10 protein-coding genes are annotated in these 24,969 nt (G+C 72.8%); 7 read left to right on the top strand and 3 right to left on the bottom strand.

What is annotated here, in order from left to right; translation table 11 throughout:
* Nucleotide 1: 1 nt before the first annotated feature.
* The gene (locus tag P2Q00_RS03850; protein WP_275769543.1) at nucleotides 2–1,234 is read right to left on the bottom strand and encodes a cytochrome P450 family protein; all 1,233 of its coding nucleotides are present in this window, start codon (nucleotides 1,232–1,234) and stop codon (nucleotides 2–4) included.
* A 339-nt stretch (nucleotides 1,235–1,573) separates the two neighbouring features.
* On the opposite strand from P2Q00_RS03850, the gene P2Q00_RS03845 reads away from it, so the two are divergent.
* The 6 genes from P2Q00_RS03845 to P2Q00_RS03820 all read left to right on the top strand — a co-directional run bounded on the left by P2Q00_RS03845 (nucleotide 1,574) and on the right by P2Q00_RS03820 (nucleotide 22,619).
* Nucleotides 1,574–1,792, top strand: a complete 219-nt coding sequence (locus P2Q00_RS03845) for a hypothetical protein (protein WP_275769541.1) — start codon at nucleotides 1,574–1,576, stop codon at nucleotides 1,790–1,792.
* 347 nt (nucleotides 1,793–2,139) lie between these two features.
* Nucleotides 2,140–3,870 (top strand): fatty acyl-AMP ligase, encoded by a 1,731-nt coding sequence (locus P2Q00_RS03840; RefSeq protein WP_275769540.1) that lies wholly within the window; start codon nucleotides 2,140–2,142, stop codon nucleotides 3,868–3,870.
* 157 nt (nucleotides 3,871–4,027) lie between these two features.
* Nucleotides 4,028–18,208: a type I polyketide synthase gene (locus tag P2Q00_RS03835; RefSeq protein WP_275769537.1), complete on the top strand. Its 14,181-nt coding sequence runs from the start codon at nucleotides 4,028–4,030 to the stop codon at nucleotides 18,206–18,208.
* Nucleotides 18,209–18,247: 39 nt separating this feature from the next.
* On the top strand, nucleotides 18,248–20,638 hold the full coding sequence (locus P2Q00_RS03830) for a thioester reductase domain-containing protein (protein WP_275769535.1): 2,391 nt from the start codon (nucleotides 18,248–18,250) through the stop codon (nucleotides 20,636–20,638).
* The gene (locus P2Q00_RS03825; RefSeq protein WP_275769533.1) at nucleotides 20,635–21,774 is read left to right on the top strand and encodes an alpha/beta hydrolase; all 1,140 of its coding nucleotides are present in this window, start codon (nucleotides 20,635–20,637) and stop codon (nucleotides 21,772–21,774) included. The genes P2Q00_RS03830 and P2Q00_RS03825 overlap by 4 nt, the downstream gene beginning before the upstream one ends.
* Before the next feature lie 62 nt (nucleotides 21,775–21,836).
* A complete protein-coding gene (locus P2Q00_RS03820) occupies nucleotides 21,837–22,619 on the top strand; it encodes an alpha/beta fold hydrolase (protein WP_275769531.1) in 783 nt (260 codons plus the stop codon).
* A gap of 3 nt (nucleotides 22,620–22,622) precedes the next feature.
* Here P2Q00_RS03820 and P2Q00_RS03815 read toward each other — a convergent pair whose 3' ends face one another.
* Together P2Q00_RS03815 and P2Q00_RS03810 are read right to left on the bottom strand one after the other, a co-directional pair.
* A complete protein-coding gene (locus tag P2Q00_RS03815; protein ID WP_275769528.1) occupies nucleotides 22,623–22,844 on the bottom strand; it encodes a hypothetical protein in 222 nt (73 codons plus the stop codon).
* A 192-nt stretch (nucleotides 22,845–23,036) separates the two neighbouring features.
* Entirely contained in the window at nucleotides 23,037–23,924 is an 888-nt protein-coding gene (locus P2Q00_RS03810) for an SDR family NAD(P)-dependent oxidoreductase (RefSeq protein ID WP_275769525.1), read from the bottom strand.
* A gap of 71 nt (nucleotides 23,925–23,995) precedes the next feature.
* Between P2Q00_RS03810 and P2Q00_RS03805 the strand changes: the two genes are divergently transcribed.
* On the top strand, nucleotides 23,996–24,934 hold the full coding sequence (locus P2Q00_RS03805; RefSeq protein WP_275769523.1) for a LysR family transcriptional regulator: 939 nt from the start codon (nucleotides 23,996–23,998) through the stop codon (nucleotides 24,932–24,934).
* Nucleotides 24,935–24,969: the final 35 nt, after the last annotated feature.

Raw genomic sequence — 24,969 nt, 5'->3', positions numbered from 1 at the left:
TCTACGCGCGCAGCCGCACCGGCACCTCCTGCCAGCCGAACGCGATGAACGACGGCACCTGCCGCAACTCGTCCTCGCCGACGGCCAGCCGTATCTCGGGGAAGCGCTCGAAAAGGGCGGGCAGCGCGGTCAGCGCCTCCACCCGGGCGAGCGGAGCACCGATGCACCGGTGCACACCGATCCCGAACGCCAGATGGTCGTCGGCCCCGCGCGCCGCGTCGAAGACGTCCGCGTCCGCCCCGTAGCGCGCAGGATCCAGCCCCGCGGCGGCATACGTCGTGATGATGGCATCGCCCGCGGGGATCGTGACGTCGCCGACCACAATGTCGCTGACGGCGAACCGCAGCGGCAGCGAGGCGATCGACGGGTGCACCCGCAGCGTCTCGTCGACAACCGCATCCCAGCCGATCTTCCCGGCCCGTACGGCGGCCAGCTGCTCGGGGTGCCGGAGCAGGGCGACGACCGCATTGCCGATGAGATTGACGGTCGTCTCGAACCCGGCGCCGATCACCAGCAGCAGCGTGTACAGCAGTTCCTCGTCGCTGAGCCGGTCGCCGTCCTCGTCCCGGACCCGGATCAGCTCGGTGGTCAGATCGTCCCCGGGGTGCTCGCTGCGATGGGCGATCAGCGCCGGCAGCACCGTCCCGATCTGCTGCTGCACGAACGCGGCGTGTTCCGGGCTCGGGTCGGAGGTGTCCATGATGGCCGCGATCAGCCGGCGCGTGTCGTCCACCAACTCGTCCGGAACACCGAACAGTTCACAGATGATCCGCATGGGCAGGGGCTGTGCGAACGCCGCCTTGACGTCCACCACCCGGCCGTCGGGACCGGCCGCCGCCAGGGAGTGGAGCAGCTCCGCGGTGATCGCCTCCACCCGCGCCCGCATCGCCTCGGTACGCCGGTGCGTGAAGCTCGGCGCCACCAGCTTGCGCAGCCGCGCGTGGTCGCCGCCGTAGGTGGAGAGCATGTTGACCACACCCACCCAGCCCAGAATCCAGCCCCAGGAGGGGTGTTCGCCGATCTCGGGCCACAACTTCCAATGCAGCCGGGGGTCCCTGCTGACCTGCGGATCGAGGATCAGGTCCTTGAGGGTGTCGTAACGAGTCGGCGCCCAGGCGGGGATGGAGCCCGGCAGCTCGACGGGCACCACCCGGCCGAGGGCGCGCAACCGGGCACTCTCACCGGGGATGTCGGCGCCGAACGGGTCGATGACGAAGCGGTCGGTGACGGTCACGACGGATCCCCCAGAAGTGAAGCCGGGCAGGGCAGAGTCCGCGGCCCCGGGGGCCGGCACTCGCAGCACAGTACACACCGTCACCGATCACTCTCGTACGGTTGAGCGAATCTCCGCCATGAAATCCCCGGCCACTGATTCCCTCTGCGCCAGGTGTCCGAATGTCCGCACAGGGAGGGTGAGTTGATGCGCACCGTCGGCGTGGCGCCCTCCGATGAGGCCGACCCCTCGGGATGGTTGTCGGATGAGCGGCTGGCCCATTCGGGGGGTGTTCTCACCCTGCCGGGTGCATGCCTGCCGCCACACGTACCAACGCCGCCGCCCCCACGTTGGCCCGGCATGAACCGATCCGCGCTGGAGCCGTGCCGCTCACTCGCAGGCAAACCCGATTTCGCCCCTTACGTCGCACCGGCCCATGGCGCCGGTTCCGGTTCCCTGCCGCCGATCTACGCCCAACTCGTCGCCGAGTGGCGGGCGAGGGGCCGGGAGGTGCCGGACCGGCCAGAGGTGCAGTGGGCCTCCTTCGCCGTCCTCCCGGACGACGGCCGACGAGGCTGAGGCGCTGCGAGTACGTCGGCTTCTGGAGCCCCTCGTTCCGTTCCCCTGCGGCCCGGTCCCCGTGCACGCCACGGTGACCGGGCCTTCCGCATGCCCCAACTCCCGTTTGATACCCAGCGTTTACAGGGGGCGGATCGACAGGCCGAGGGGAGTTGCTACAGTGCTACTCACCGGTAGCAAGCTGTACGGGGCAGGGGGAGCCGGCGTACCGCTACTCCCCGGAGGACCGGTTGATTCGAACGATCCGGCAAGGGAGCCGGAGCGGCCGCGGCTGCAGCGCGTACATGCCGCGTGGCACTCGAACTCCAGTTCCCTGCCCATCGATTCAGACAAGTGAGACTCTTCCCATGGCTCGATCCCTGGTCGACTTACTGACCGAGCACGCCACGCAACAGCCCGACCGGACCGCCTACCGCTACCTCGTCACCGGCGACTGCGACGGAGAAATCCAAGAGATCAGCTACGCACGGCTCCTGCGCCGTTCCCGTGCCGTCGCCGCCTGGCTGCAGGAGCGCGGGCTGGCCGGCTCCCGCGCCATGCTGCTGCACCCGCCCGGCCTGGAGTTCATCAGCGGCTACCTGGGCTGCCTCTGTGCCGGTGTCATCGCCGTACCCGGCGTGCCCCCGCAGGGCCGGGCGCACAACCACCGCGCCCTGACCCGCATGAAGCGCCTGCTGGCCGACGCGGACGCCAAGGTGATCCTCGCCGGCCGCGAAGTGATCGCCGCCCTGGGCGGCATGGCGGAGCACCTGCCCGAACTGGCCGACATCACCTGCATCGCCACCGAGGACATTCCCGAAGAGGCCGCCGACGCCTGGCGCGCCCCCGACCTCACCCCCGACTCGGTCGCCTTCCTCCAGTACACGTCCGGCTCCACCTCCGCCCCCAAGGGCGTGGCCGTCACCCACGGCAACCTGCTCGACAACGAGCGGATCATCACCGAACGGATGGGCCACACCCCGGAGGTGATCGAGGAGTACGACCGCGAACTGCTCGTCAGCTGGCTGCCCGTGTACCACGACATGGGACTCATCGGCCCGGTCCTGAACACCGTCTACCTCGGCCTCACCACCACCCTCTTCTCCCCGCTGCATTTCCTGCAGAAGCCCGACCGATGGCTGAAAGCCATCAGCCGCTACCGCCCGCACACCAGCGGCGGCCCCAACTTCGCCTACGAACTGAGCCTGAAGCACGCCACCCCGGAACTCCTCGACGGCCTCGACCTGAGTTCGTGGAAGGTCGCCTTCAACGGTGCCGAACCGATACGCGCCGCAACCCTGCGCCGCTTCACCGAGGCCTTCGCCCCGGCCGGCTTCCGCCGCGAGGCCCACTACCCCTGCTACGGCCTCGCCGAGGCGACCGTGATGGTCACCGGTGCCTCCGTGGCCGCCCCGCCAACGCTCCTCGCCGCCACGGACCTCGGCCCGCACGCAGGCGAGGCGGACGCGGCCGCGGTCGGCTGCGGCCGCCCCGGCCCAGGCCTCACGGTGACGATCGCGGACCCGGAACAAGGCGTGGAACTCCCCGAGGGCCAGGTCGGCGAGATCTGGGTGAGCGGCGCGAGCGTCGCCAAGGGCTACTGGCGCAACACCCTCGCCACCCGCGAAACCTTCCGCGCCACCCTGACCGGCCGCGAAGGCCGCTTCCTGCGCACGGGCGACCTCGGATTCCTGCGCGACGGCGAACTCTTCGTCACCGGCCGCCTCAAGGACCTCATCGTCATCGACGGGCGCAACCACTACCCGCAGGACCTGGAACTGTCCGCCGAGATGTGCCACCCGGCCCTGCGCCCCGGCTGCACCGCCGCCTTCTCCGTCTCCGTCGACGATGGAATCGAAGGGGAGCAGATCGTCCTGGTCGCAGAGGTGTCCCCGGACGCCGCGGACGAGTCCGAGAAGATCACCGACCTGATCCGCAGCGCGCTCGGTGAGGCCCACGGCCTGTCCGTACGTGACGTCGTCCTGGTCCACCCGGGCACGATCCCCAAGACGTCCAGCGGAAAGATCCAGCGCCGTGCGACCCGTACGGCCCACCTGGCCGGTGCCCTCTCGGTGCTCACCGCACCCGTCGCGCGCTGACACCTCCCGCCGCTGCCCGTGCCGTCCGGCGGCACACCTGCCGTACACCGCCCGTCCGTCGGTCCGTACGCCGGTCATTTCGTCGTGCGCCGAACACGTCGGCCTGATCGGTCGTACGGAACACACCGAGCCCGAGTTCACGAGGACACCTGCCCAGATGCCTGCGAACGAGTCCCCGAAGCAGCCCGCCGAGCCGTCGTCCCTGACCTCGCCGGAAGAAGTGCGAGCGTGGCTGATCTCCTCGGTCGCCGAGGCGGCCGGGCTCGACCCGCTGACCGTCGACCCGCACCGGCCGATCGCCGAATTCGGCCTGGGATCACGCCAGTTGGTGACGCTGGCGGCGCAGCTGTCCGACCGGATCGGCCGGACGCTGAGCCCGTCGCTGGTCTTCGACCACCCGACCGTCGCGGCGCTGGCCGAGGCGGTGCTCGGAGACCCGCCCGCGGTGACAGGGGTGGCCGGCCCGGTGCGTTCCGAGCTGTCCGCGCGGGCGGACGACGACATCGCGATCATCTCCATGGCCTGCCGCTTCCCGGGCGGCGCCGACGACCCCGAGGCGCTGTGGCGGCTGCTGGTCTCAGCTGAGGACGTCATCACCGAGGTGCCGCCGGGCCGTTGGAACAGGCAGGGACTGTACGACCCCGACCCGGAGACCGTCGGCACGGCGTATTCGCTGCGCGGCGGCTACCTGGCCGGAATCGACCGTTTCGACGCGGCCTTCTTCGGGATCTCCCCGCGCGAGGCCGCGGCCATGGACCCGCAGCAGCGGCTGCTGCTGCAGACCGCCTGGGAGGTGATAGAGCGGGCCGGGATCGTGCCGGGGACGCTGAACGGCAGCTCGACCGGGGTCTACGTCGGCCTGTACGACAGCGGCTACCTCGCCTCGGCCTCGCTGGGGCAGCTCGACGGCCACGTCGGCACGGGCTCGGCGTCCAGCGTGGCCTCGGGACGCATCGCCTACTCCCTCGGCCTGCAGGGCCCGGCGGTCACTGTCGACACCGCCTGCTCGTCCTCGCTCGTCTCGCTGCATCTGGCGGCGCGGGCACTGGCGGGAGGCGAGTGCGACCTGGCGCTGGCAGGCGGTGCATCGCTGCTGGTGACGCCGCGCGCCCATGTCGAGTTCAGCAGGCTGCGCGGGCTGTCGCCATCCGGGCGGTGCAGTCCGTTCTCCGCCGAGGCGGACGGGGTGGTGTGGGCCGAGGGCTGCGGTCTGGTGCTGCTCAAGCGGCTCGCGGACGCGCGCCGGGACGGCGACCGCATCCTCGCCGTGATCAAGGGGACCGCGATCAACCAGGACGGGCGCAGCCAGGGGCTGAGCGCCCCCAACGGCCCGGCACAGGAACGCGTGCTGCGCGCAGCCCTGGACGCGGCCGGGCTGGCACCCGGCGACCTGGACCACGTCGAGACCCACGGCACCGGCACACCCCTCGGCGACCCCATCGAACTCCGCGCGCTGGCCGCCGTCTTCGGGCCGGACCGCGCCGCGGACCGGCCGCTCGACATCGGCTCGCTCAAGTCCAACATCGGTCACGCACAAGCGGCAGCGGGCATCGGCGGCATCATCAAGACCGTGCTGGCACTCCAGCACGGCGAGCTCCCCGCGTCACTGCACGCCGCCACCCCGACCGAACACGTCGACTGGGCGGACAGCGGCCTGCGCGTGCTCACTGCTCCCCGCGCGTGGCTCCGGGACGGGGAGCGGGTGCGGCGGGCCGGCGTGAGTGCGTTCGGGATCAGCGGAACGAACGCGCACGTGGTCCTGGAGGAGGCACCGCAGGACTCGGCGCAGCCCGGCGCCGAAGCACCCACGGGGCAGACCCTCTTCCCGCTCTCCGCCCGCAGCCCCGAAGCCCTGCGCGGGCAGGCGGAACGCCTCCGACAGGCGCTCGCCCGGCAACCGCACGTGCCGCTGTCCGCCGTGGCGTCGACACTCACCCACCACCGCACGCACTTCGAACACCGGGCCGTCGTCCAGGCGGGCCGCCACGACGAACTCCTCGACGCCCTGCGGGCACTTGCGGCGGCGGAACCGGACCCGGACCTGACGGCCGGCCCCCAACAGGCAGCCCCGACAGGGAAGTTGGCCTTCGTCTTCCCCGGACAGGGCGCCCAGTGGGCGGGCATGGCCCGCGATCTGCTCGACAGCGACCCGGTGTTCGCCGACGAGCTCGACCGCTGCGACGCGGCCCTGCGCCCGTTCACCACCTGGTCGGTCACATCGGTCCTGCGGGGCGATGACGGCGCCCCGTCCCTGGAGCGGGTGGACGTCGTCCAGCCGGCGCTCTTCGCCGTGATGGTGTCCCTGGCCGCCGTGTGGCGGGCGCGCGGCATACGCCCGGACGCGGTGATCGGACACAGCCAGGGCGAGGTCGCCGCAGCCTGCGTCGCCGGGGCACTCAGCCTCAATGACGCCGCCGCCGTGGTCGCCCTGCGCAGCCAGGCCCTGACCGAGGTGTCCGGCACCGGAACCATGGCGGTCGTCGCCCTCCCGCACACCCAGGTCGAACCCCTCCTCGCCGAATTCGACGGCCGAGTATCGGTCGCCGCCGTGAACAGCGGCCGCTCCACGGTGATCGCAGGCGACGTAGAACCGCTTGAGAGCCTCCTCGCCGAACTCGACCGGCGCCAGGTCTTCGCCCGCCGCCTCGACGTCGACTACGCCTCCCACAGCTCCCACGTGGACCCCGTGCGCGCGACGATCCTCGACGAACTCGACGGCGTCACCACCTATCCGACGTCCGTCGTCTGGTACTCGACGGTCACCGGCGAACCGGTCACCGAACAGCTGGAGGCCGACTACTGGTACACCAACCTGCGCGAACCGGTCCGCTTCGGGCCGACCGTGCAGCGCATGGCGGCCGACGGCTACCGCTGCTTCGTCGAACTGAGTCCCCACCCCGCCCTGCTCACCGCCGTCACCACCGCAGGCGAGGAACACGGCCACGACCTGGTCGCCGTCGGATCGCTCCGCCGCGACGAACCCGGACCCGCCTGCCTGGACCGTGCGGCCGCCGAACTCCATGTCCAGGGCCGCCCGGTCGACTGGCGACGCCTGGTCCCCGACACCGCGGCCGCCGACCTGCCGACGTACGCCTGGGACGCTGAGCGCCACTGGACCGAACCCGACACCACCGCAGCGGGCCCCGCCCTCTTCGACCGCGCCGCCCATCCGTTGCTCGGCGTCCAGCTGCAGTCGGCCGACGCCTCCCGCTGGACCTTCCGCAACGAATGGTCCCCGGCCACCGCCGCCTGGCTGCCGGACCACACCGTGTTCGGGCAGACGGTAGTGTCGGGCACCACCCTGCTGGAGCTGTGCCGCGCGGCGCTCGCCGTCGCCCGCCCCGATGCTCCCGACGACCTGGCCGACCTGCTGCTCCTCGCGCCCCTGACCCTGCCCGCCACCGGCACGGTCGAGGTGTCCGTCGAGGTGGACGCCTCCGCCCCCGTGCCGGAGATCACCGTGCACAGCCGCCCGCGCGGCCAGGAGGCGGCGGGCTGGACCCTGCACGCCACCGCGTCGGCGGCCGAAGCGGGCCCGGAAGCGAACGCGTCACCACCGGTGTGGCCGGACGCGGCGGAGGAGGCCTGGCGCGAGGAGACATACGACCGGCTCGAGGCGCTCGGGCTTGGCTACGGCCCGGCCTTCCGGGGTGTGCGGTCGGTGGCCGCGACCGGCGACGGTGAGCTGCTGGCGCGGCTCGCGCTGCCACGTGTGACCGGGGAGGCGGGAGAGGCATATCCGGTTCATCCGGCGCTGCTGGACGCCGCGTTGCAGGTGGCCGCCGTGTTCGACGCGTCCGCCGGACAGGTGCTGTTGCCGGTGGCGATGGGCCGCTGTGTGCTCCCGCCGGGCGGCGCGAGCGAGCTGACCGCGCTTGTGCGGCGCACCGGTGGCTCCGGGACGGACCTCGTCCTGGACGTCTCGCTGTGGGACGCGGACGGCATCCCGGCGGGCCGCCTGGAAGGCGTACGGCTGCGGGCCGCCGACCCGGCGGACCTGCGCGCGGGCTCGGAGCACGCCCGGCACCTGTACGAAGTGGCATGGACGGCACTGCCCGAAGCACCGGCCGCAGGCGGGCGGACGGCCTGGACCGTGATCGGTGACCGCTCGGACCCGCAGGTCGCGGCGATCGTACGCGGCCTCACGGCGGCGGGGGTCGAGCTGTGCGAGTCGGGCGCCGACGTCGTCGTACGGCTCTGGCCGAGCCCGGCGGCGGACGCCGAACCGGCCGCTGTGGCAGGCGAGTTGGCGGCGGCGGCCCTCACGGAGGTGCAGGAGCTCATCGCCCTGGCGCCCCACGGGGCGCCCGCGCGGACCGTCTGGGTGACCCGCGGCGCGGTCGCGGCCGGCGACGCCGACACCGTGCCCGGCCTGGCCCAGTCGGTCCTGTGGGGCCTCGCCCGCAGCACCCGCAGCGAGCACCCGGACCTCGGATTTACCCTGCTCGACCTCGACGACGGCGACGATGCCGCGACCGCCATGGTGGCCGCCGTCGCGCACGCCGACGAGCCCGAACTATCCCTGCGGCAGGGCACGTTGCTCGTCCCGCGGCTGGTGCGCGCCCGCCCGGTCGACGTGCTGCGGATCCCGGCCGGGGACTGCTACCGGCTGACCGGCCTCCCGGCCGACGTGCAGCTCCACGCGGCGGCGCGTCCGGCGCTCGGGTCCGCCCAGGTGCGGATCGAGGTGCACGCCGTCGGCCTGCATCCCACGCACACCCCTTGCGCCGGTGTGCTCACCGAGGTCGGCCCCGAGGTCGACGGTCTTGCGTGCGGCACGCGGGTCGTCGTCCTTGCCGCCGCCGAGCCCGGGTCCGAGCTGGTCGCGGACGCGCGGCTGGTCGCCGTGCTCCCGGACGACCTGCCGTTGACGACCGCGGCCGCCGCGTCCCTCGCGCACGCGGCCGACGGCGAACAGGCGGCCGAGGCTCTGCGCGCCGCCGTCGACGCGCCGGTGCATCCGCAGGTCTTCCCGGTCACCGCCGCGCGCGAGGCGGTACGCCGCGGCAGGGCGTCCGGCAGCCCCGTCGTCCTCGACCTCGCCGGCCGCCCCGCCCCGGTGCCCACCGACGGCACCGTACTGATCACCGGCGGCCTGGGCGCGGTCGGCCGGCAGATCGCCCGCCTGCTGGCCGAACAGGGCGCACCCCGGCTGCTGTTGACATCCCGTCAGGGAAGCGCCGACCCGAGGGCTGCCGAGGTCACCGCGGAGCTGGCCGCACTCGGTGCCGAGGCCGAAGTGGCCGCCTGCGACGTAGCGGACCCGACCGCCCTGGCCGGCGTACTCGCCGACGTCGGCGACGCGTTGCCGCTGCGCGGTGTCGTCCACTGCGCCGGAGTCCTGGCCGACCGTGTGATCGCCGAGCTGACTCCCGAACGTCTCGCGGAGGTGCTGCGACCCAAGGTCGACGGCGCCGCCCACCTGCACCGGCTGACCGCCGAGCTGCCGCTGGAGCTGTTCCTGCTGATCTCCTCGGCCGCCGGCGTCGTCGGCAACGCGGGCCAGGCCAACTACGCAGCCGCCAACGTGTACCTCGACCAACTGGCCCACCACCGCAGGGCACTGGGCCTGCCCGCGACCTCCATCTCCTTCGGCGCATGGGCCGGTGAGGGACTTGCCGCCGAACATGCCGACCTGGAGCGGATGGCCCGCCTGGGCCACCGCGCCCTCACCCCGGAGCAGGGCCGCGCCCTCGTGGAACTCGCCGTGCGCCGCGGCACACCGCACCTGCTCGCCTGGCATCTGGACCTGCCCCGCCTGCGCGACAACGCGGCGGCCACCGGCGCACTGTGGACCTCCCTGCTGTCCTCGCCCGGCCCCGGCAGGCCGGCCGGCCGCGGACTGGCGGACCGGCTGGCCCGGCTGCCGGAGACCGAACGCGCCGCCCGGGTCCTGGAGTTGGTGTGCGAGGAGGCCTCCCACGCCCTGGGCCTGCCCTCGGCCCGGTCTGTCCGCCCCGATCAGCCGCTGCGCGACCTGGGCATGGACTCGGTGACTGCCGTCGACCTGCGCAACCGCCTCGGCACCCGCATCGGCGCCCGGCTTCCCGCCACCCTGCTCTTCGACCACCCCACCCCCGCCCGCCTCGCCGACCACCTGCTGGCCACCGCGCTCGCACCGGACGGCGGCAAGCTCCGCCACACCGGGCCGGACGCGCAGCAGGCCCGCACGACGGCGCTCGCGTCCGACGAGCCCGTGGCCGTCATCGCCACGGCCTGCCGCCTGCCGGGCGCGGTCGACTCCCCGCAGGACCTGTGGCGGCTGGTCGCGGACGGCCGCGATGCGGTGGGCCCGTTCCCGGCCGGGCGCTGGGACGTGGAGTCGCTCTACGACCCCGACCCGGAGGCACCGGGCAAGTCGTACGCCCGCGAAGGCGGCTTCCTCGACGACATCGACTCCTTCGACGCGGCGTTCTTCGGCATCACACCGACCGAGGCCGCGGCCATGGACCCGCAGCAGCGGCTGCTGCTGGAGACGGCCTGGGAGTCCGTGGAACGCGCCGGGATCGTGCCCGCCGAACTCGCGGGCAGCACCACCGGCGTGTACGTCGGCATGTTCGCCGGCGACTATCTGGCCGGCGCGAGGCTCGACCAGCTGGACGGCTACGTCGGCACCGGCTCGGCCCTGAGCGTCGCCTCGGGCCGGCTCGCCTACACCCTCGGCCTGAACGGCCCGGCCCTGACGGTGGACACGGCCTGCTCCTCCTCCCTGGTGGCGGTGCACCTGGCGGCGCAGGCGCTGCGCGCCGGCGAGTGCGACCTGGCCCTGGCGGGCGGGGCGACCCTCATGGTCACCCCGCAGACCTTCGTCGAGTTCAGCCGGCTGCGCGGCCTGTCCCCGACCGGCCGGTGCCGCTCCTTCTCGGATGCCGCCGACGGCGCGGTGTGGGCCGAGGGCGCGGGCATGGTCGTACTGAAGCGGCTCAGCGATGCCCGCCGCGACGGGGACGAGGTGCTGGCCGTGCTGCGCGGCACCGCGGTGAACCAGGACGGCCGCAGCCAAGGGCTGTCCGCGCCGAACGGCCCGGCACAGGAACAGGTGATCCGGCGGGCGTTGCAGCTGTCCGGACTCGGCCCGGCCGACATCGACTACGTGGAGGCACACGGCACGGGCACGACACTCGGCGACCCGATCGAGGCGAACGCCCTCGCGGAGGTCTTCGGGGACTCGCGCCCCGCCGGCCGGCCGCTGTACCTGGGCTCGCTCAAGTCCAACATCGGCCATGCGCAGGCGGCTTCGGGCGTGGCCGGGCTGATCAAGGTGATCCAGTCGCTGCGGCACGGCATGCTGCCCCGCACGCTGCACGCCGACACCCCCAGCCGCCATGTGGACTGGGCCGACAGCGGGCTGCACGTGCTCCGGGAAGCGGTGGCCTGGCCGGCCGGCAAGCGGCTCCGGCGTGCCGGAGTGAGCGCCTTCGGCATCAGCGGAACCAACGCACACGTGATCGTGGAAGAGGCCCCGCAGGCCGACACGCCGGCCTCGCAGGACGAACCCGCCCCGCTCCAGCGGCTGTTCGTGCTGTCCGCGCGCACCGAGGACGCGGTACGCGGACAGGCCGCACGGCTCGCCGAGCACCTGAGGGGCGATACGGCACTGGCGGACGTGGCCCACACCCTGGCGCTCCACCGCAGCCACTTCGAGCGGCGTACGGCGCTGGTCGCGGGTGATCGGAACGAACTGCTGGCAGAGCTCGCCGAGTTGGCCGCCGGACGAAGCCCCTTGGCGCCGCCTCGCGAGGAGCTGTCGGGCAAGGTGGCCTTCGTGTTCGCCGGCCACGGCGGCCAATGGCCCGGCATGGGCGTGCAGTTGATGGCGGGCTCGGACGCCTTCCGCCAGGAGCTGACCCGCGTGGACGAGGCGGTCCGCCGGCACACGGGCTGGTCGGTCCTCGACGTCCTGCGCGCGCCGGAGGACATCGCCCCGCTGGGCCGGACCGAGTACCTGCAGCCGACCCTGTTCGCCGTCAACGCGGCGCTGGCCGCCGCCTGGCGCGCACTCGGCGTCGTACCGGACGCCGTGGTCGGCCACAGCCTCGGCGAGATCGCCGCCGCGTACAGCGCGGGCGCCCTGACGCTTCAGGACGCCGTGGCGGTGGTGTGCGGCCGCGCTCAGGCGGTCGTACCCCTGGTCGGCAAGGGCGGCATGCTCGCCCTGGAGCTCTCGCGCACCCAGGTGGAGAAGCTGCTCGAACCCTATGCGGGGCGGCTGTTCGTCGCGGCGGTCAACAGTGCGCAGTCGACGGCCGTTTCCGGCGACGCTGACGCGCTGACCGACCTGCTCGGTCACTGCCAGGAGCAGCAGATCCCGGCACGGCGGCTGTCCACCCCGTTCGCCTCGCACACCCCCTTCATGGCACCGCTGCGCGACGAACTGCTCGACCGCATCAGCACCGTCCGGGGCGTGGAGGCCCTGACGCCGCTGTACTCGACCGTGCTGGCGGAACCTGTGCCGGGAGAGCGGCTGGACGCCGGTTACTGGTACCGCAACCTCGGTGAGCCGGTCCGCTTCGCCGACACGATCCGGCGGATGCTGGACGACGGATACCGCTACTTCGTGGAACTGAGTCCGCATCCCTCGCTCGGTTCGTCGATCGAGGCGGTCGCTGCCGAAGCCGGCATCGACGCCGTGAGCATCGCCTCGCTCCGCCGCGAAGAAGGCGGCCTCGACGACCTGCTGCGCCGGGCGGGGGAGTTGTACACGGCCGGGCACACCCCCGACTGGCCGGCCCTCTTCCCGGCCGGCCGCCGCGTCGACCTGCCCACCTACGCCTTCGCCCGCGAACGCCACTGGCGCACACCGGCCTCCCCGACGGGCGGCAGCTCACCGCTGCTGGGCACACACATCGAGGCCAGCGACGAGGCGGACCGCCACCTCTTCCAGACCGAGATCGACCTGCGCGACAGCCGCTTCGCCTATCTCACCGACCACCGCGTCACCGGCGAGGTCTGGCTGCCCGGCGCCGCCTTCCTGGACCTGGCGATCGAGGCCGCATCCGCCGTGCAGGGCGGCGGCGAAGTGGCCCTGGCCGACATCCGGTTCGACCGGCCGCTGCGGCTGGACACGCAGCGGCCGGTACGGCTGCAACTGGTCCTGCGGCCCGCCGAGGACGGATCGCGCCACTTCACCATCGCCTCGGCCGCGGCCTCCGCGCGCTGGGAGCGGCATGTCACCGGGCGTGTCACCCCCGCCGGTGAACCCGCCCCGGATGCGGGCGAATCGCCCACTGCGCTGCGCGAACAGTGCAGCCAGGAGGCCGACATGTCCGCCGTATACACGCAACTCGCCGCCCTGGGCATCGAATACGGCCCGGCCTTCCGCGGCCTGGAGCAGGGCCGTTTCGCGGCCTCGAACGCGTGGGGAAGGCTGGCGCCCAGGCCCGCCGCCGGTCATCTGCTGCACCCGGCCCTCCTCGACGCCGCCTTCCACACAGCCGCCCTGCCGCACGACGCGCCCGCGGGCCGGGCCTTCGTACCCGCAGGAGCCGGACGGCTGCACTTCACCGGACGCGGCACGACTCCCGTATGGACGACATGCCGGCTGCACTCCGTGGACGGCGACAGGGCGACCCTCGACCTGCGGCTGTACGACGAGCACGAGCAACTCGTCCTCGCCGTGGACGAGTTCGAGCTCGCCGCGCTTTCCCCACTGGACGGCGCACTGTTCGAGACCCGCTGGCAGCCGCGCCCGCCCGCCAAGCAGGCGGCTACGCAGGGCAGTTGGCTGATCCTGGCGGACGAGACGGGAGTCGCCGCCGAACTCGCCGACCGGCTCGGGGCCGCTTCCGTACCTCATGTGATCGCCCGCAGGGGCGAGGCATACGACGTCCAGGGCCCCGGCCGGTACGTGCTGAACCCGGCGGATCCGCAGCACCTGACCCGCCTGTTCGACGACGCCTTCGCGGACGGGGCGCTCGAGCGCATCGTGCAGCTGTCCGCGCTCGACGCTCCGCCGATCGGCGATCCCCGCACCGCCCGGGAAGCGGCCCGGCTGTGCTGCCTGAGCACCCTGCACCTGGTACGGGCGCTCACCGACCGGGCGCACGGCCGATCTCCCCGCCTGTTCACGGTCGTCCGCGGCAGCCAGGCCGCCGGTGACAGCGCACAGGTGACCCGCCCCGAACAGGCCCTGGCGTGGGGCTTCGGACTCGCCCTCGCCCAGGAGCACCCGGAGCTGAGGACCACGCTGATCGACCTGCCGCCCGCGGACGGCGTCGACTCCCTGTGGACGCAATTGCGGTACGCCGACGACGAACGGCTCGTCGCACTGCGCGGAGCGGGCCGCATGGTGCCGCGCCTGGCCCGCACCCGCCCGGACGACGGCGCCCGCGACGACGCCACCGTGGACGGCGTTCACCTGATCACCGGCGGTCTGGGCGGTCTCGGCCGCGTCGTCGCCGAGCGGCTGATACAGCGCGGCGCCCGGCAGCTGGCCCTGCTGGGCCGCAGCGCGCCGACCCCGCAAGCAGCCGCCTGGATCAAGGACCTGGAAGAACGCGGCGTCACCGTGCACCTCGCCCGCGCCGACGTCGCCGACCGAGACAGCCTGACGGCCGCCCTGGACGCCGTACGACAAAAGGCCGGCCCGATCGCCACCGTCGTCCACACCGCCGGCGTCCTCGACGACGCCACCGTGGCGAACCTGACCGACGAACGCGTCCTGAACGTCCTGGCCCCCAAGGTCATGGGCACCACCCTGCTCACCGAACTCGTCCCGGAGGCCCACAACCTCATCCTCTTCGCCTCCGCGGCCGGCCTGCTCGGCTCGCCCGGACAGAGCCCCTACTCGGCTGCGAACGCCTTCCTCGACGCCTGGGCCCACCACCTCAGCCTCGCCGGACGGCGGGCGCTGAGCCTGGACTGGGGCGCCTGGGCAGGCGTCGGCATGGTCGCCGGCGACACCACCCGGGCCGCCGAAACCACCCGGTCGGGCCTTGTCGCGTTCACCCCCGCCGAGGGCGGCGAACTCTTCGACCGCGTCCTGGCCACCGAGCGCCGCCAACTCGCCCCCCTCGCCCTCGACTGGGAACTGCTCGCCCTCGACCCCGATGCCGCCCGCACCCGCCCCCTCCTGGCCGACCTGGCCACCGTCCCGACGGGCCCGGCGGGCTCGGACGACCTGGTCAAGCAGGTGTTCACGGCGACGACGGACGAGCAGCGCACCGAACGGCTGGAGGCATACGTGCGCGCCCGTGTCGGCCAGGTCTCCGGTGGCGCCGTCGACGCCTCCGCCACCACGGCCCTGAAGGAACTGGGCCTGGACTCCCTCATGCTCGTACGGCTGCGCAACGCCTTCACCCGCGAACTGGGCGCCGAACTCCCGTCCGCCGCAATCTTCTCGGCCACCGACATCCGGGGCCTCGCACGGGCCCTCGCCACAGCCCTGCCCGAACGCACCACCGCCGCTCCAGAGCCCGAAGCGGCCACCGAGGTGCCCGAGAGCGCACAGCACCCGGCAACCCGCGACGTCGTGCGCCTGCTGCGCAGCGCCCGCCCGGACATGCCGGCCGCGGCCCACGCCGTCGGCCTCGCCGTACGGCTCACCACCCGGACCACTCGCGCCACGCTCACCGGCATCCTCAACCGCCTGGCCGCCCGGCACGCGGCACTGCGCACCGCAATCGTCGCCGGCAACGAGGGGGGCAGGCAGCTGCGGGTGGAGCGCGAGCTTGCACAGCCGCTGCTGCGCTGGACGCCGGTACCCCCAGCCGAAGAACTCGACGCCGCCGACCGGCTGCGCCACCTGCTCGAACCGCCCTTCGACCTCGCGCAGCCCCCGCTGTGGCGATTCGAACTCCTCGACGACGGTGAGCGCGGCCAGATCCTGCTCTACGGCGCCCACCACGCGGTCAGCGACCTGCAGTCCCTGCTGCTGGTGGCCGCCGAGATCGACACCGAACTGTCCGGCACCCCCCTCCCCGCCACGGTCACCAACCGCGACCTGGACCTGCTGATCGAGGCCCAGCAGCCAGGGGAGGGACCCGGGACCGGCGCGACCGAATGGCGCGAGGCCTTCCACGGCAGCGAACGCCTCGACCTGACGCTCGCTCACCCCCGTCCGGCCGCACGCTCATACCGTGCCGGCAGCGTGAGCGTGGCGATCCCCGACGGGCTCATGGAACGGGTGTCGGCGGCCGCGAGCAGGCTCGCCGTCACACCCGCCGCGTTCTGCCTGGGCACCCTGACCGTGCTGCTGGCCAGGCTGCGGGAACGGGAACGCTTCGTCCTCGCCGTGCCGGTCGACACCCGCATCCACGCCGACGCCTACGACGCGGTGGGCTTCTTCGGCATACCCGTGCCGTTCCCGGCCGAGGCAGGGGCGCACGAGCGGACCGAGGAGGTGCTGCGCCGCACCGACAGCCGCCTGGAGAAGATCCTCACCAAGGGCGCGATGTTCTCGGACGTCCTGCCGGTACTGGCCAAGCAGGGCCTGTACCGGGCCGACGCGCCGCTGGTGGAGGTGTACTTCAACTACGTCCGCGCCGCGGGAGCCCTCACCGCCCTGGACGTACTGCCGGTGGGCACGGGCTACTCCGACCTCGACCTCATGATCACCGTGACCCCGGACGCGGGCCGCATCCGGCTCGACCACAACCTCGACATCCTGGACACGGCCGCGGCAACCGGGTTGGGGGAGGAGCTGCTGCGGCTGCTCGCAGAGACGGCCGAGGACGCCTCTCAACCGGTGCGTACGACGCCTGCCGCCGAACTGCCCGGCCCTGGCGAAGCGGCCGCCACGGCTGCCGACCCGCGCCGCGCACTCGCCCTCGCCGCCACCTTCGCCCTCGGCAACCTGCCCCTGATGTGCGAGGCGGCCCTCAACGACGGGGCACCGGACGGCACCGCGACGACCATTGCGGAAGCCCCGTACCACCACGTGCTCGCAAGCCTGCGCGACCCGTCCGGCGTCTTCGCCGACCCCGCCACGGAAGTGGGCGTGGTGCTGCTGCGCGCGGCGGACCTGGAGCGCTTCGGGCCGGTGGACGACGCGCTGCTCGCCGAACTGCGCACCGCCTACCCCGCCGCACTGCGCGCCCTGGCCGAACGCACCCGCAAACCGCTGGTCGTCGGCCTCCTGCCCGCCGCACACACCCCGGACCGCCTCAGGCACTGGGAGCACGAACTCGCCGCCGAACTCGCCGAGTTGCCCGCAACAGCCGTACTCGGACCCGACGACTGGACCGGTCAACACCCCGTCGAAGAACGCTTCGACGAGCGCACCGAGCGCCTCGCCCACCTCCCCTTCACCCCCCACTTCCAGGCGGCCATCGCCCTGCGCCTCGCCGAGGTCGTGCAGGCCGTGCGCCGTCCCGCGCCGAAGGTGATCGCCGTCGACGGCGACGAGACACTGTGGGGCGGGGTGGCCGGGGAGAGCGGCCCCGGAGCGGTGGACCTGACCGGCCCCCGGGCGCTGCTGGCACGCAGGCTGCTCGAATGGCGTGCGGCCGGCGCGCTGCTGGTACTGGTCAGCAACAATGACGAGGACACGGTGCGAGCGGTCCTGGACCGCCCGGACAGCCTGCTCAAGCCGGAACACTTCAGCGTGCTCTCCGCCGCGTGGGGTCCCAAGCCGGGCCGTCTGGCCGAAGCGGCGCGCACGCTCAACCTCGGCCTGGACAGCTTCCTGTTCCTCGACGACAACCCCGCCGAGATAGCCAAGGTCCGCTCGGCCCTGCCGCAGGTGCTCTCGGTCACCTGCCCGCCGACGCCCGAACTCCAGGCGTTCCTGGGCCGGTTGTGGCCTCTGGTGCCTGCCGCGGCGACGTCGGAGGACGCGCTGCGGGCCCGGTTCTACGAGCAGGAACGGGAACGGGACACCGCCCGCGAGCAGGCCGGCTTCGAGGAGTTCCTCGACGGGCTGGAGCTGGAGGTCGACATCCGGCCCCTGTCCGCCCCCGACGTCCCGCGGGCCGAGCAACTGGTGCGCCGCACCAACCAGTTCACCCTCCACCCGCGCTCCGACGACGGCCTCGACGTCACCCGCTGGCGCGAACACGGCGAAGTGTGGACGGCTGCGGCCCGGGACCGCTTCGGCGACTACGGCCAGATCGCCGTCCTCGCCCTGAGCGCCGACGGCGGCCAACTGGACGTACCGGCCTGGCTGATGAGCTGCCGCGCACTCGGCCGCGGCGTCGAGGAACGCCTGCTGCAGTGGCTCGCCGACCGCGCCGAGGAACTGGGCTGCACCAAGATCCGGCTGACCGCACAGCGCACCGACCGCAACGCGCCGGCCCGCCGACTGCTGGCCGCCCTGGGCGGGGGAGAGCAGGACGACGAGCGGCTGGAATGCGTGGTCACGCCGGAACACCTGCGGGCGTTCCGCTCCTGGCAGCAGTGAGGAAGAGAAAAGAGATCGTGGACATGGTGAAGGGCACTCATGCGTGAGATGAACGAGGACGCGTCGGCGTACGCCGGTCAGCGGGCCACGGCGGAGTCGATCGAGCGCGGCGGCGGACTCAGCGTGAGCGACCTGTTGGCGAAGGTCGTGCCGGCCGATATGCCTGCGCCCTCCGCCACAGCCGCGGACGGGCCGCCCGACACGGCTCCGTCCCCGTCGCCGGACGTCGACGTGCTGGCCGCCGTCATCGCCGCAGCGGCCGGCCGCCATCTGCCCGAGGGACACCTGTCGCCCGACGCCGACTTCTTCGACGCCGGCGGCAGTTCCGTGAACGCGGTGGAACTCGTCGCGGAGCTGGAGGAGGAACTGGGCATCGAGGTCGATCTGGACGAGGTGTTCGCCGACGCCCGCCCGAGCAGCCTCGCCCGCAGCTGGGCACGTATCCCCGGGATCAGGGCCGCCTCCCCGACGGCCACCGCGGTCGCACACCCGGCGGCCGGGCCGACCGCGACCACTCCCGCCCTGCCCGTCCCATCCCCTCGCACGTCACCGTCCCCGGCCGCACCGCTGCCCGAGCGCACGCACCCGCCGCACACCACCGCCCGCCGCGAAGACCTCGACCAGATCCTGGCCGACCTCGCCCTCGCCGACCACCTCCCCTTCATCGCAGCGCCCGAGCCCCTGCCGCCCCGCCGGATCCTGCTCACCGGCGCGACCGGCTTCCTCGGCAGCCATATGCTCCTGGACCTGCTGCGCCACAGCGACGCCCATGTGTACTGCCTGGTCCGCGCCGCCGACGAGAAGGCGGCCGAGACCCGGCTCGGCGAGGCCCTGCGTAGCTACCGGCTGCCCTGGTCGTCGGAGGTCCGCCGCCGTATCACCGTGCTGCGCGGCGACATCCGCAGCCCGCGCCTGGGCCTGGGCGAGGAACTGTGGAGCCGGCTCGCCCGCGAACTGGACAGCATCGTCGGCGTGGCCGCGGCCGTGGACTTCCTGCGCGGCTACCAGTCACTGCGCGCGAGCAACGTCCTCGGCTCCCTCGCCCTGGCCGAACTGGCCGCGGCAGGACGCCCCAAACCCCTGCACCACATCTCCTCCATCGCCGTCTTCAACGAGGTCGGCATCACCTCCATGGGCGAGGACGACCCCCTGGCACACGCCGACCGCCTCATCGCGGGCTACGACCAGACGAAATGGGCCGCGGAGGTCGCCCTGCGTCGCGCCCGCGACCACGGCCTGATCGTCACCGCCCTGCGCCCGGGCGGCATCGGCGGCCACACCAAGACCGGCGCCTACAACCCCCAGGACCTCTCCAGCGGCCTGGTCTCGGCCTTCGGCCGCTTCCGCACCGTTCCCGCCTTCCGGTACCTCAACTCCGCCCCGGTGGACTGGGTGAGCCGGGTCGCGGTCGGCGTCATCTGCGAACCCGACGCGTGGGGCTACGACTACAACCTGACCGGCGTACCCAACACCCTCGACGACGTCGTGTCGGACATGGCCCTGGGCGGCATGCACGTGCGCGTCAAGGACTGGGACGACTGGCGCACCGACACCCTGGCCCGCCTGCAGGCCGAACCGATACCCGAACTGACCTTCCTGTCCCGGGTGTTGCAGAGTCCCACCGCGCTGAAGCTGTGCGAGGCGACCCTCAAGGGACCGGCGGCCACGGGGGATCGCACCGCCCACCTGGTCGAGGCCCTCGGCCTGCCACCCGCCGGCCGCTACGACGCCCGCGCACAGCTGAAGACCTTCGAACGGCTGGCGGACGACGGCCTGGCCCGGCTGCCGCACAAGGACGACCAGCCCTACCTCTGGTTCACCGAGACCACCGAGGGCCATGTGGGCCCGGTCGCAGCCCCCGCCGACACCCCCTGCTCGATGAACCTCACCCTCTCCATCGCGAGCATGCACCAACTGGTCACCGAGCGCCGCATCGACGTACGCGGACAACTCACCTGCCCGGCCGCGCACCCCGACCCGCTCACCGTGGAACGCGGCGACGTGTGGATCCGCCCCGAGGAGGGCATCCCCGAGCACCATGGCCTGACCCACCAACTCCTGCGCTACCGGCTGCTGTTGCGCGACACGGAGGGCGGGAACTGGTGGCTGGAGGGCCGCAAACACGCTCGCGCCCGCCGCGACGTCTGGCGCCAGACCCGCGCCCTGACCGCCGAGATCGGACGCGAAGGCGAACCCGCCCTCCTGACCGGCGAGTTGGTCGTCCCCGCGGACAGCTACGTACGCGACCAGATCGACGGCATCAAGGTCGACCCCCGTCTGACCGGCCGGGAGAAGCGAGCCGCCAAGCTGACCTGGCTCGCCTGGTTCGGCCTCGAGATGGGCCGCGGCCTGCTCGGCCCCTTCACCCGGGCCGCCGCGGACCTCCTCGACCTGCGCCGGACCCAGAACCCCACGGAGCACAACCGATGATCTTCAAGGCGACGAACCGCACCACCAGGCCGGCCCTCCGCAAGGTGCGAACCACCACGACCCTGCGCCCCCTCCAGCACCGCCTCGACCCGCAGACCGTCGAGGAGATCCCCTTCCATGCGCGGGACGGTGTCCGGCTCGGCCTGACCCGCATCGACACCGGCGAGCCCGACCGCCCCGCCGTGCTCCTGCTCCACGGACACACGGCCTCCGCCGACATGTTCCTGGTGCCCGAGATCCGCAACCTCGTCGACGTGCTGCTCGACGACGGCTACGAGCCGTGGCTGCTCGACTGGCGCGGCAGCTGCCGGCTGCCGTACAACGCCACCGGCCAGAAGTACACCTACGACGACGTCGCCCTGTACGACATCCCCGCAGCCGTCTCCCACATCCGCTCCCGCATCGGCGACGACCGCCCGCTGTTCGCCGTGGCCCACTGCATCGGCGCCCTCACCCTGTCCCTGAGCATGACGGCGGGGCTGGTGCCGGGCCTGGCGGGCGTGGTGGCACAGGGCGTGTTCCTGACGCCGAAACTCGCGGGCCGCACCTCGCTGCGCATGTCGCTGGCCGGGGAGCTGCTGAAGTCCCGTATCGACCACATTCCCGTCGACTTCCGCACGGTGGGCCTGTGGTCCAAGTACACGCCGCTGTTCGCCCTCGCCTCCCGCAAGGCGAGCTGCCCGGACCCCACCTGCCAGATCCTCCACCACTCCGCGTGGGGCACCGGCGCCTCGCTCTTCGTGCACGAGCACCTGACCGAGACCACCCACAACCGGCTGGCCGACCTCCTCGGCCCCGCACCGCTGTGGATCCTGCCCCACCTGCGCCGCATCGAACTGGCCCGCACCGTGGTCCGCTGGCACGACACCGACCACCGCTACGCGGCCCTGCCCCCCAACGCCCTGGACGCGGCAGGCCGCATCGACACCCCCCTCCTGCTCCTGTCGGGCAGCGACAACGGCCTCTGGCTGGACTCCCAACAGCTCTGCCACGACGTCCTCGCCCGCCGCCACCCCCACCTGGACGTGACCTACACCGAGATCCCCGGCTACGGCCACCTGGACACGTTCCTCGGCCGGGGCGCCGCCCTGGACGTCTTCGGACACATCCTCGACTTCCTCGGCGAACGCCGGTGACGAGGAGGCTCGGCGAGCGCTACCGTACTCGCCAGTAACCGGTTCGCATCCAGGAGGCACCCATGCCGCAGCTCGAAGTCGACGGCGCAGCGCTGACGTACGACGACGAGGGCCCCCGCGACGGCGACGGCGTGCCCCTGGTGTTCATTCACGGCTGGACGGCGAACCGGCACCGCTGGGATCACCAGATGGCCCATTTCGCCAAGACGCGGCGGGTGATCCGCCTCGACCTGCGCGGCCACGGCGAGAGCAGCGGCGCGGGCGTGCGCACCATCGCGGAGCTGGCCGCGGACGTCCTCGCCCTCCTCGACCACCTCGAGGTCGAACGGGCCGTCCTGGTGGGCCACTCGATGGGCGGCATGATCGCGCAGACCATCACCCTCGACCACCCCGGACGTGTCGAGCGCCTCGTCCTGGTCGACTCGATCGCCCGCATGACCTACAGCCGCGGCCGGGGCCTGCTGATGGCGGCCTCCACGCACGTCCCCTACAAGCTGTTCGTCGCCACCAACATCCAGCGCGCCTTCGCCCCCGGCTACCCCCGCGAGGAGGTCCGCAAGTACATCAAGTCCTCGGCCGACACCCCACGCGAGGTCGTCATGACGCTCTACGGCGCCATGCGCGCCTTCGACGTCCTGGACCGCGTCGGCGAGATCCACGTACCCACCCTCATGATCCACGGCTACCACGACATCCAGCTGCCGCTGCAGCAGATGCTGCGCATGGCGAAGGCCTACCCGGACGCCGAGGTCCGCATCATCGACGCCGGCCACGAACTGCCGGTGGAGAAACCGGCGGAACTGACCACAGCCCTCGACCGGTTCGTGAGCCCCGTCGGCGGGTGAGGATCAGACCGGCTTGGCCCTGACGCTGCCGCTCGCGGCGGCGGGCCGAGCCGGGGCACGCCCGGAGCGGCGTACCGGATGAGCGTGGCGCAGCAGATCATGTGCGGCATGACAGGCGGGCAACGCCGCCGAGGCCGTCGAGCCGCTCGTCCCCGGCGCGCAGCGAACCCCGTAGGCCCGTTCGGGCGCCAGGACGTTCATGCGGTCGGCCTCGGCCGCTGTCAACTACCCCGCCAGGTTCGGTAGTTGGAGCCAGCGGGCAAGCGGACGACGGGGGAGCCGTAACTGCGAAATCCCGGGACGCCGCCATCGCGACCAGGCGGATTCCGCATCCGTCGGCGCCGGATGCACATCGCGCTCCGGAGCCGCCACGTCATGACCGTCCGCGGCGAGCGGCAGGGCCGCCCCGCGCACCCCTCAGGGCGTGAGCAGCCGGTCCTGCTCCACCAGGGGCGTGCCTGCGTGCCAGGGCAGGGCCTCGCCGAAGCGGATCAACTCGCCGTAGAGGGCCGGATCGACATGCTCGGCGAAGACCAGGTCGAGCACGGCGTGAGCGGCCTGCGCGGGCGACTGGGCGTGGCTGTAGTCGCCGAACCAGGGGCGGGAGGTGGCCGTGTCGACCATGCCGGGGCACACGGAGGCGACCAGGGTGCCGGTGGCGAGGTCCTGCTCACGGCGCTCCCCGGCGACCGCGCGGACGGCGGCGACCTGGGCCACCTTCGAGGGCACGTTCAGCCAGCGGGGCCAGCCCGCCTCTTCGGCGGTCTTGTGGTGGATCCGGCTGCGCCAGGACTCGACGGCGTACTCGACCTGGTCGAGGCTCGCGCCGTCGAACAGCCGGTGCAACCGCGGGTCGAGGTGCCCCAGCGTGCCCAGGCTGCTGGCCACGACGAGCAGACGGCCGCCTGGGCGCAGGACGGGCCCGAAGGAGCGCAGGATCGCGTGGGTGGCGGTGTTGGAGACGTCGATGAACTCGTCGGCCCGCGCGGCCTGGGACTCCTCGGGCAGCACCCGGGCGACCGCGTTGGAGATCACGACGTCGACCCCGCCGTGCCGGGTCCGCAGTTCATCGGCGAGCCGTGCGACGGCGTCGGTGTCGGTGACGTCCAGGACCCGGCCCTCCATGCGGGCGCGGGTGTCGGACAGTTGGGTCACCTCTCGGGCGGCGTCCATGACGCGCCGGTCGTTGCGGCCGGTGAGCAGGATCAGGTCGTCCGGGTTCATACGGGCGGCCAGTCCTTCGACGAGGGCGCGACCGAGTCCTTGGTTGGCGCCCGTGACGAGGGCGATACGCGAAGCATTCATGCCTGCCACGCTAAGAACGCCCACCCCATGAGTCCAACGAAAGTTGGGCACAGCTGGTATGCGTAATCGTCATGGACTTCACGGATGTGTCGCTGACCGCGCTGCGCGTGCTGCGCGCGGTTGCCGAACAAGGGACCTTCACCGCGGCCGCCGCCTCGCTGGGCTACACCCAGTCGGCGGTGTCCCGGCAGATCGCCGCGATCGAACGGGTGGCAGGCGCGGAGCTGCTGGAACGGCGGCGCGACGGAGTACGCCTGACCGCGGCCGGCCGCGTCGTGATGCGCCGCGCGACAACCGTGCTCGACGAAATCGACGCGACCGCGCGCGAACTGTCCGGCCTGCCCGAGCAATCCGGCACGGTCCGTCTGGGCTGGTTCCCCAGCGCCGGAGCCGTCCTGCTGCCCGCCGCCCTGGCCGCGCTGCACCGCACCGACCCCGGCCTCCATGTCGTCAGCCGGGAAGGCACCACCCCGACGCTGGTACGCGCCCTACGGGCAGGCACCCTCGACCTCGCGCTCCTGGCCTCGACGCCACCGTTCCGCCCACCGGACACCGAGTCACCACCGTTGGCCCTGCAGACGCTCACCGAGCGTGCGCTTCGTCTGGCGGTACCCGCCACCCATCCCCTCGCCCGAGGCGACTTCGTCGATGTCGCCGATCTGCGCGGGCAGCGCTGGATCGCGAGCACGGGCTCCGGTGAGGACCGCCTGATGGGGGTGTGGCCCGGCCTCGACGAGCGACCCGAGATCGCCCACACCGCCCGCGACTGGCTGGCCAAACTCCACCTCGTCGCCTCCGGCTGCGGCCTCACCACCGTGCCTGCCACACTCGCCCCTGCTGTGCCACCGGGCGTACGCATCCTCCCGGTCCGCGGCGGCCCCCAAGAACAACGCCGCCTGCTCCTCGCCCGCCTCCCACACCCACCCACCGAACCGGTCAGGCGCGTGGCAGCCGCCCTGCGCGCCGCGGCCCTCAACGTCCCTGACACGGACGCCGAGTCAGGCGCTTGATGCTCACAGCTGACACAGCGTCGGGGGGGGGGGGG

The organism is Streptomyces coacervatus, assembly GCF_029223485.1.
In the GTDB taxonomy this organism is placed as follows: Bacteria; Actinomycetota; Actinomycetes; order Streptomycetales; family Streptomycetaceae; genus Streptomyces; species Streptomyces coacervatus.
The sequence above is the reverse complement of the archived record's forward strand: the minus strand, read 5'-3'. Positions and strand labels throughout refer to the sequence as shown.

Coding starts and splice junctions, on each gene's coding strand:
- P2Q00_RS03845 (WP_275769541.1), top strand. CDS start 1,574: ATGAACCGATCCGCGCTGGAGCCGTGCCGCTCACTCGCAGGCAAACCC.
- P2Q00_RS03840 (WP_275769540.1), top strand. CDS start 2,140: ATGGCTCGATCCCTGGTCGACTTACTGACCGAGCACGCCACGCAACAG.
- P2Q00_RS03835 (WP_275769537.1), top strand. CDS start 4,028: ATGCCTGCGAACGAGTCCCCGAAGCAGCCCGCCGAGCCGTCGTCCCTG.
- P2Q00_RS03830 (WP_275769535.1), top strand. CDS start 18,248: ATGCGTGAGATGAACGAGGACGCGTCGGCGTACGCCGGTCAGCGGGCC.
- P2Q00_RS03825 (WP_275769533.1), top strand. CDS start 20,635: ATGATCTTCAAGGCGACGAACCGCACCACCAGGCCGGCCCTCCGCAAG.
- P2Q00_RS03820 (WP_275769531.1), top strand. CDS start 21,837: ATGCCGCAGCTCGAAGTCGACGGCGCAGCGCTGACGTACGACGACGAG.
- P2Q00_RS03810 (WP_275769525.1), bottom strand. CDS start 23,924: ATGAATGCTTCGCGTATCGCCCTCGTCACGGGCGCCAACCAAGGACTC.
- P2Q00_RS03805 (WP_275769523.1), top strand. CDS start 23,996: ATGGACTTCACGGATGTGTCGCTGACCGCGCTGCGCGTGCTGCGCGCG.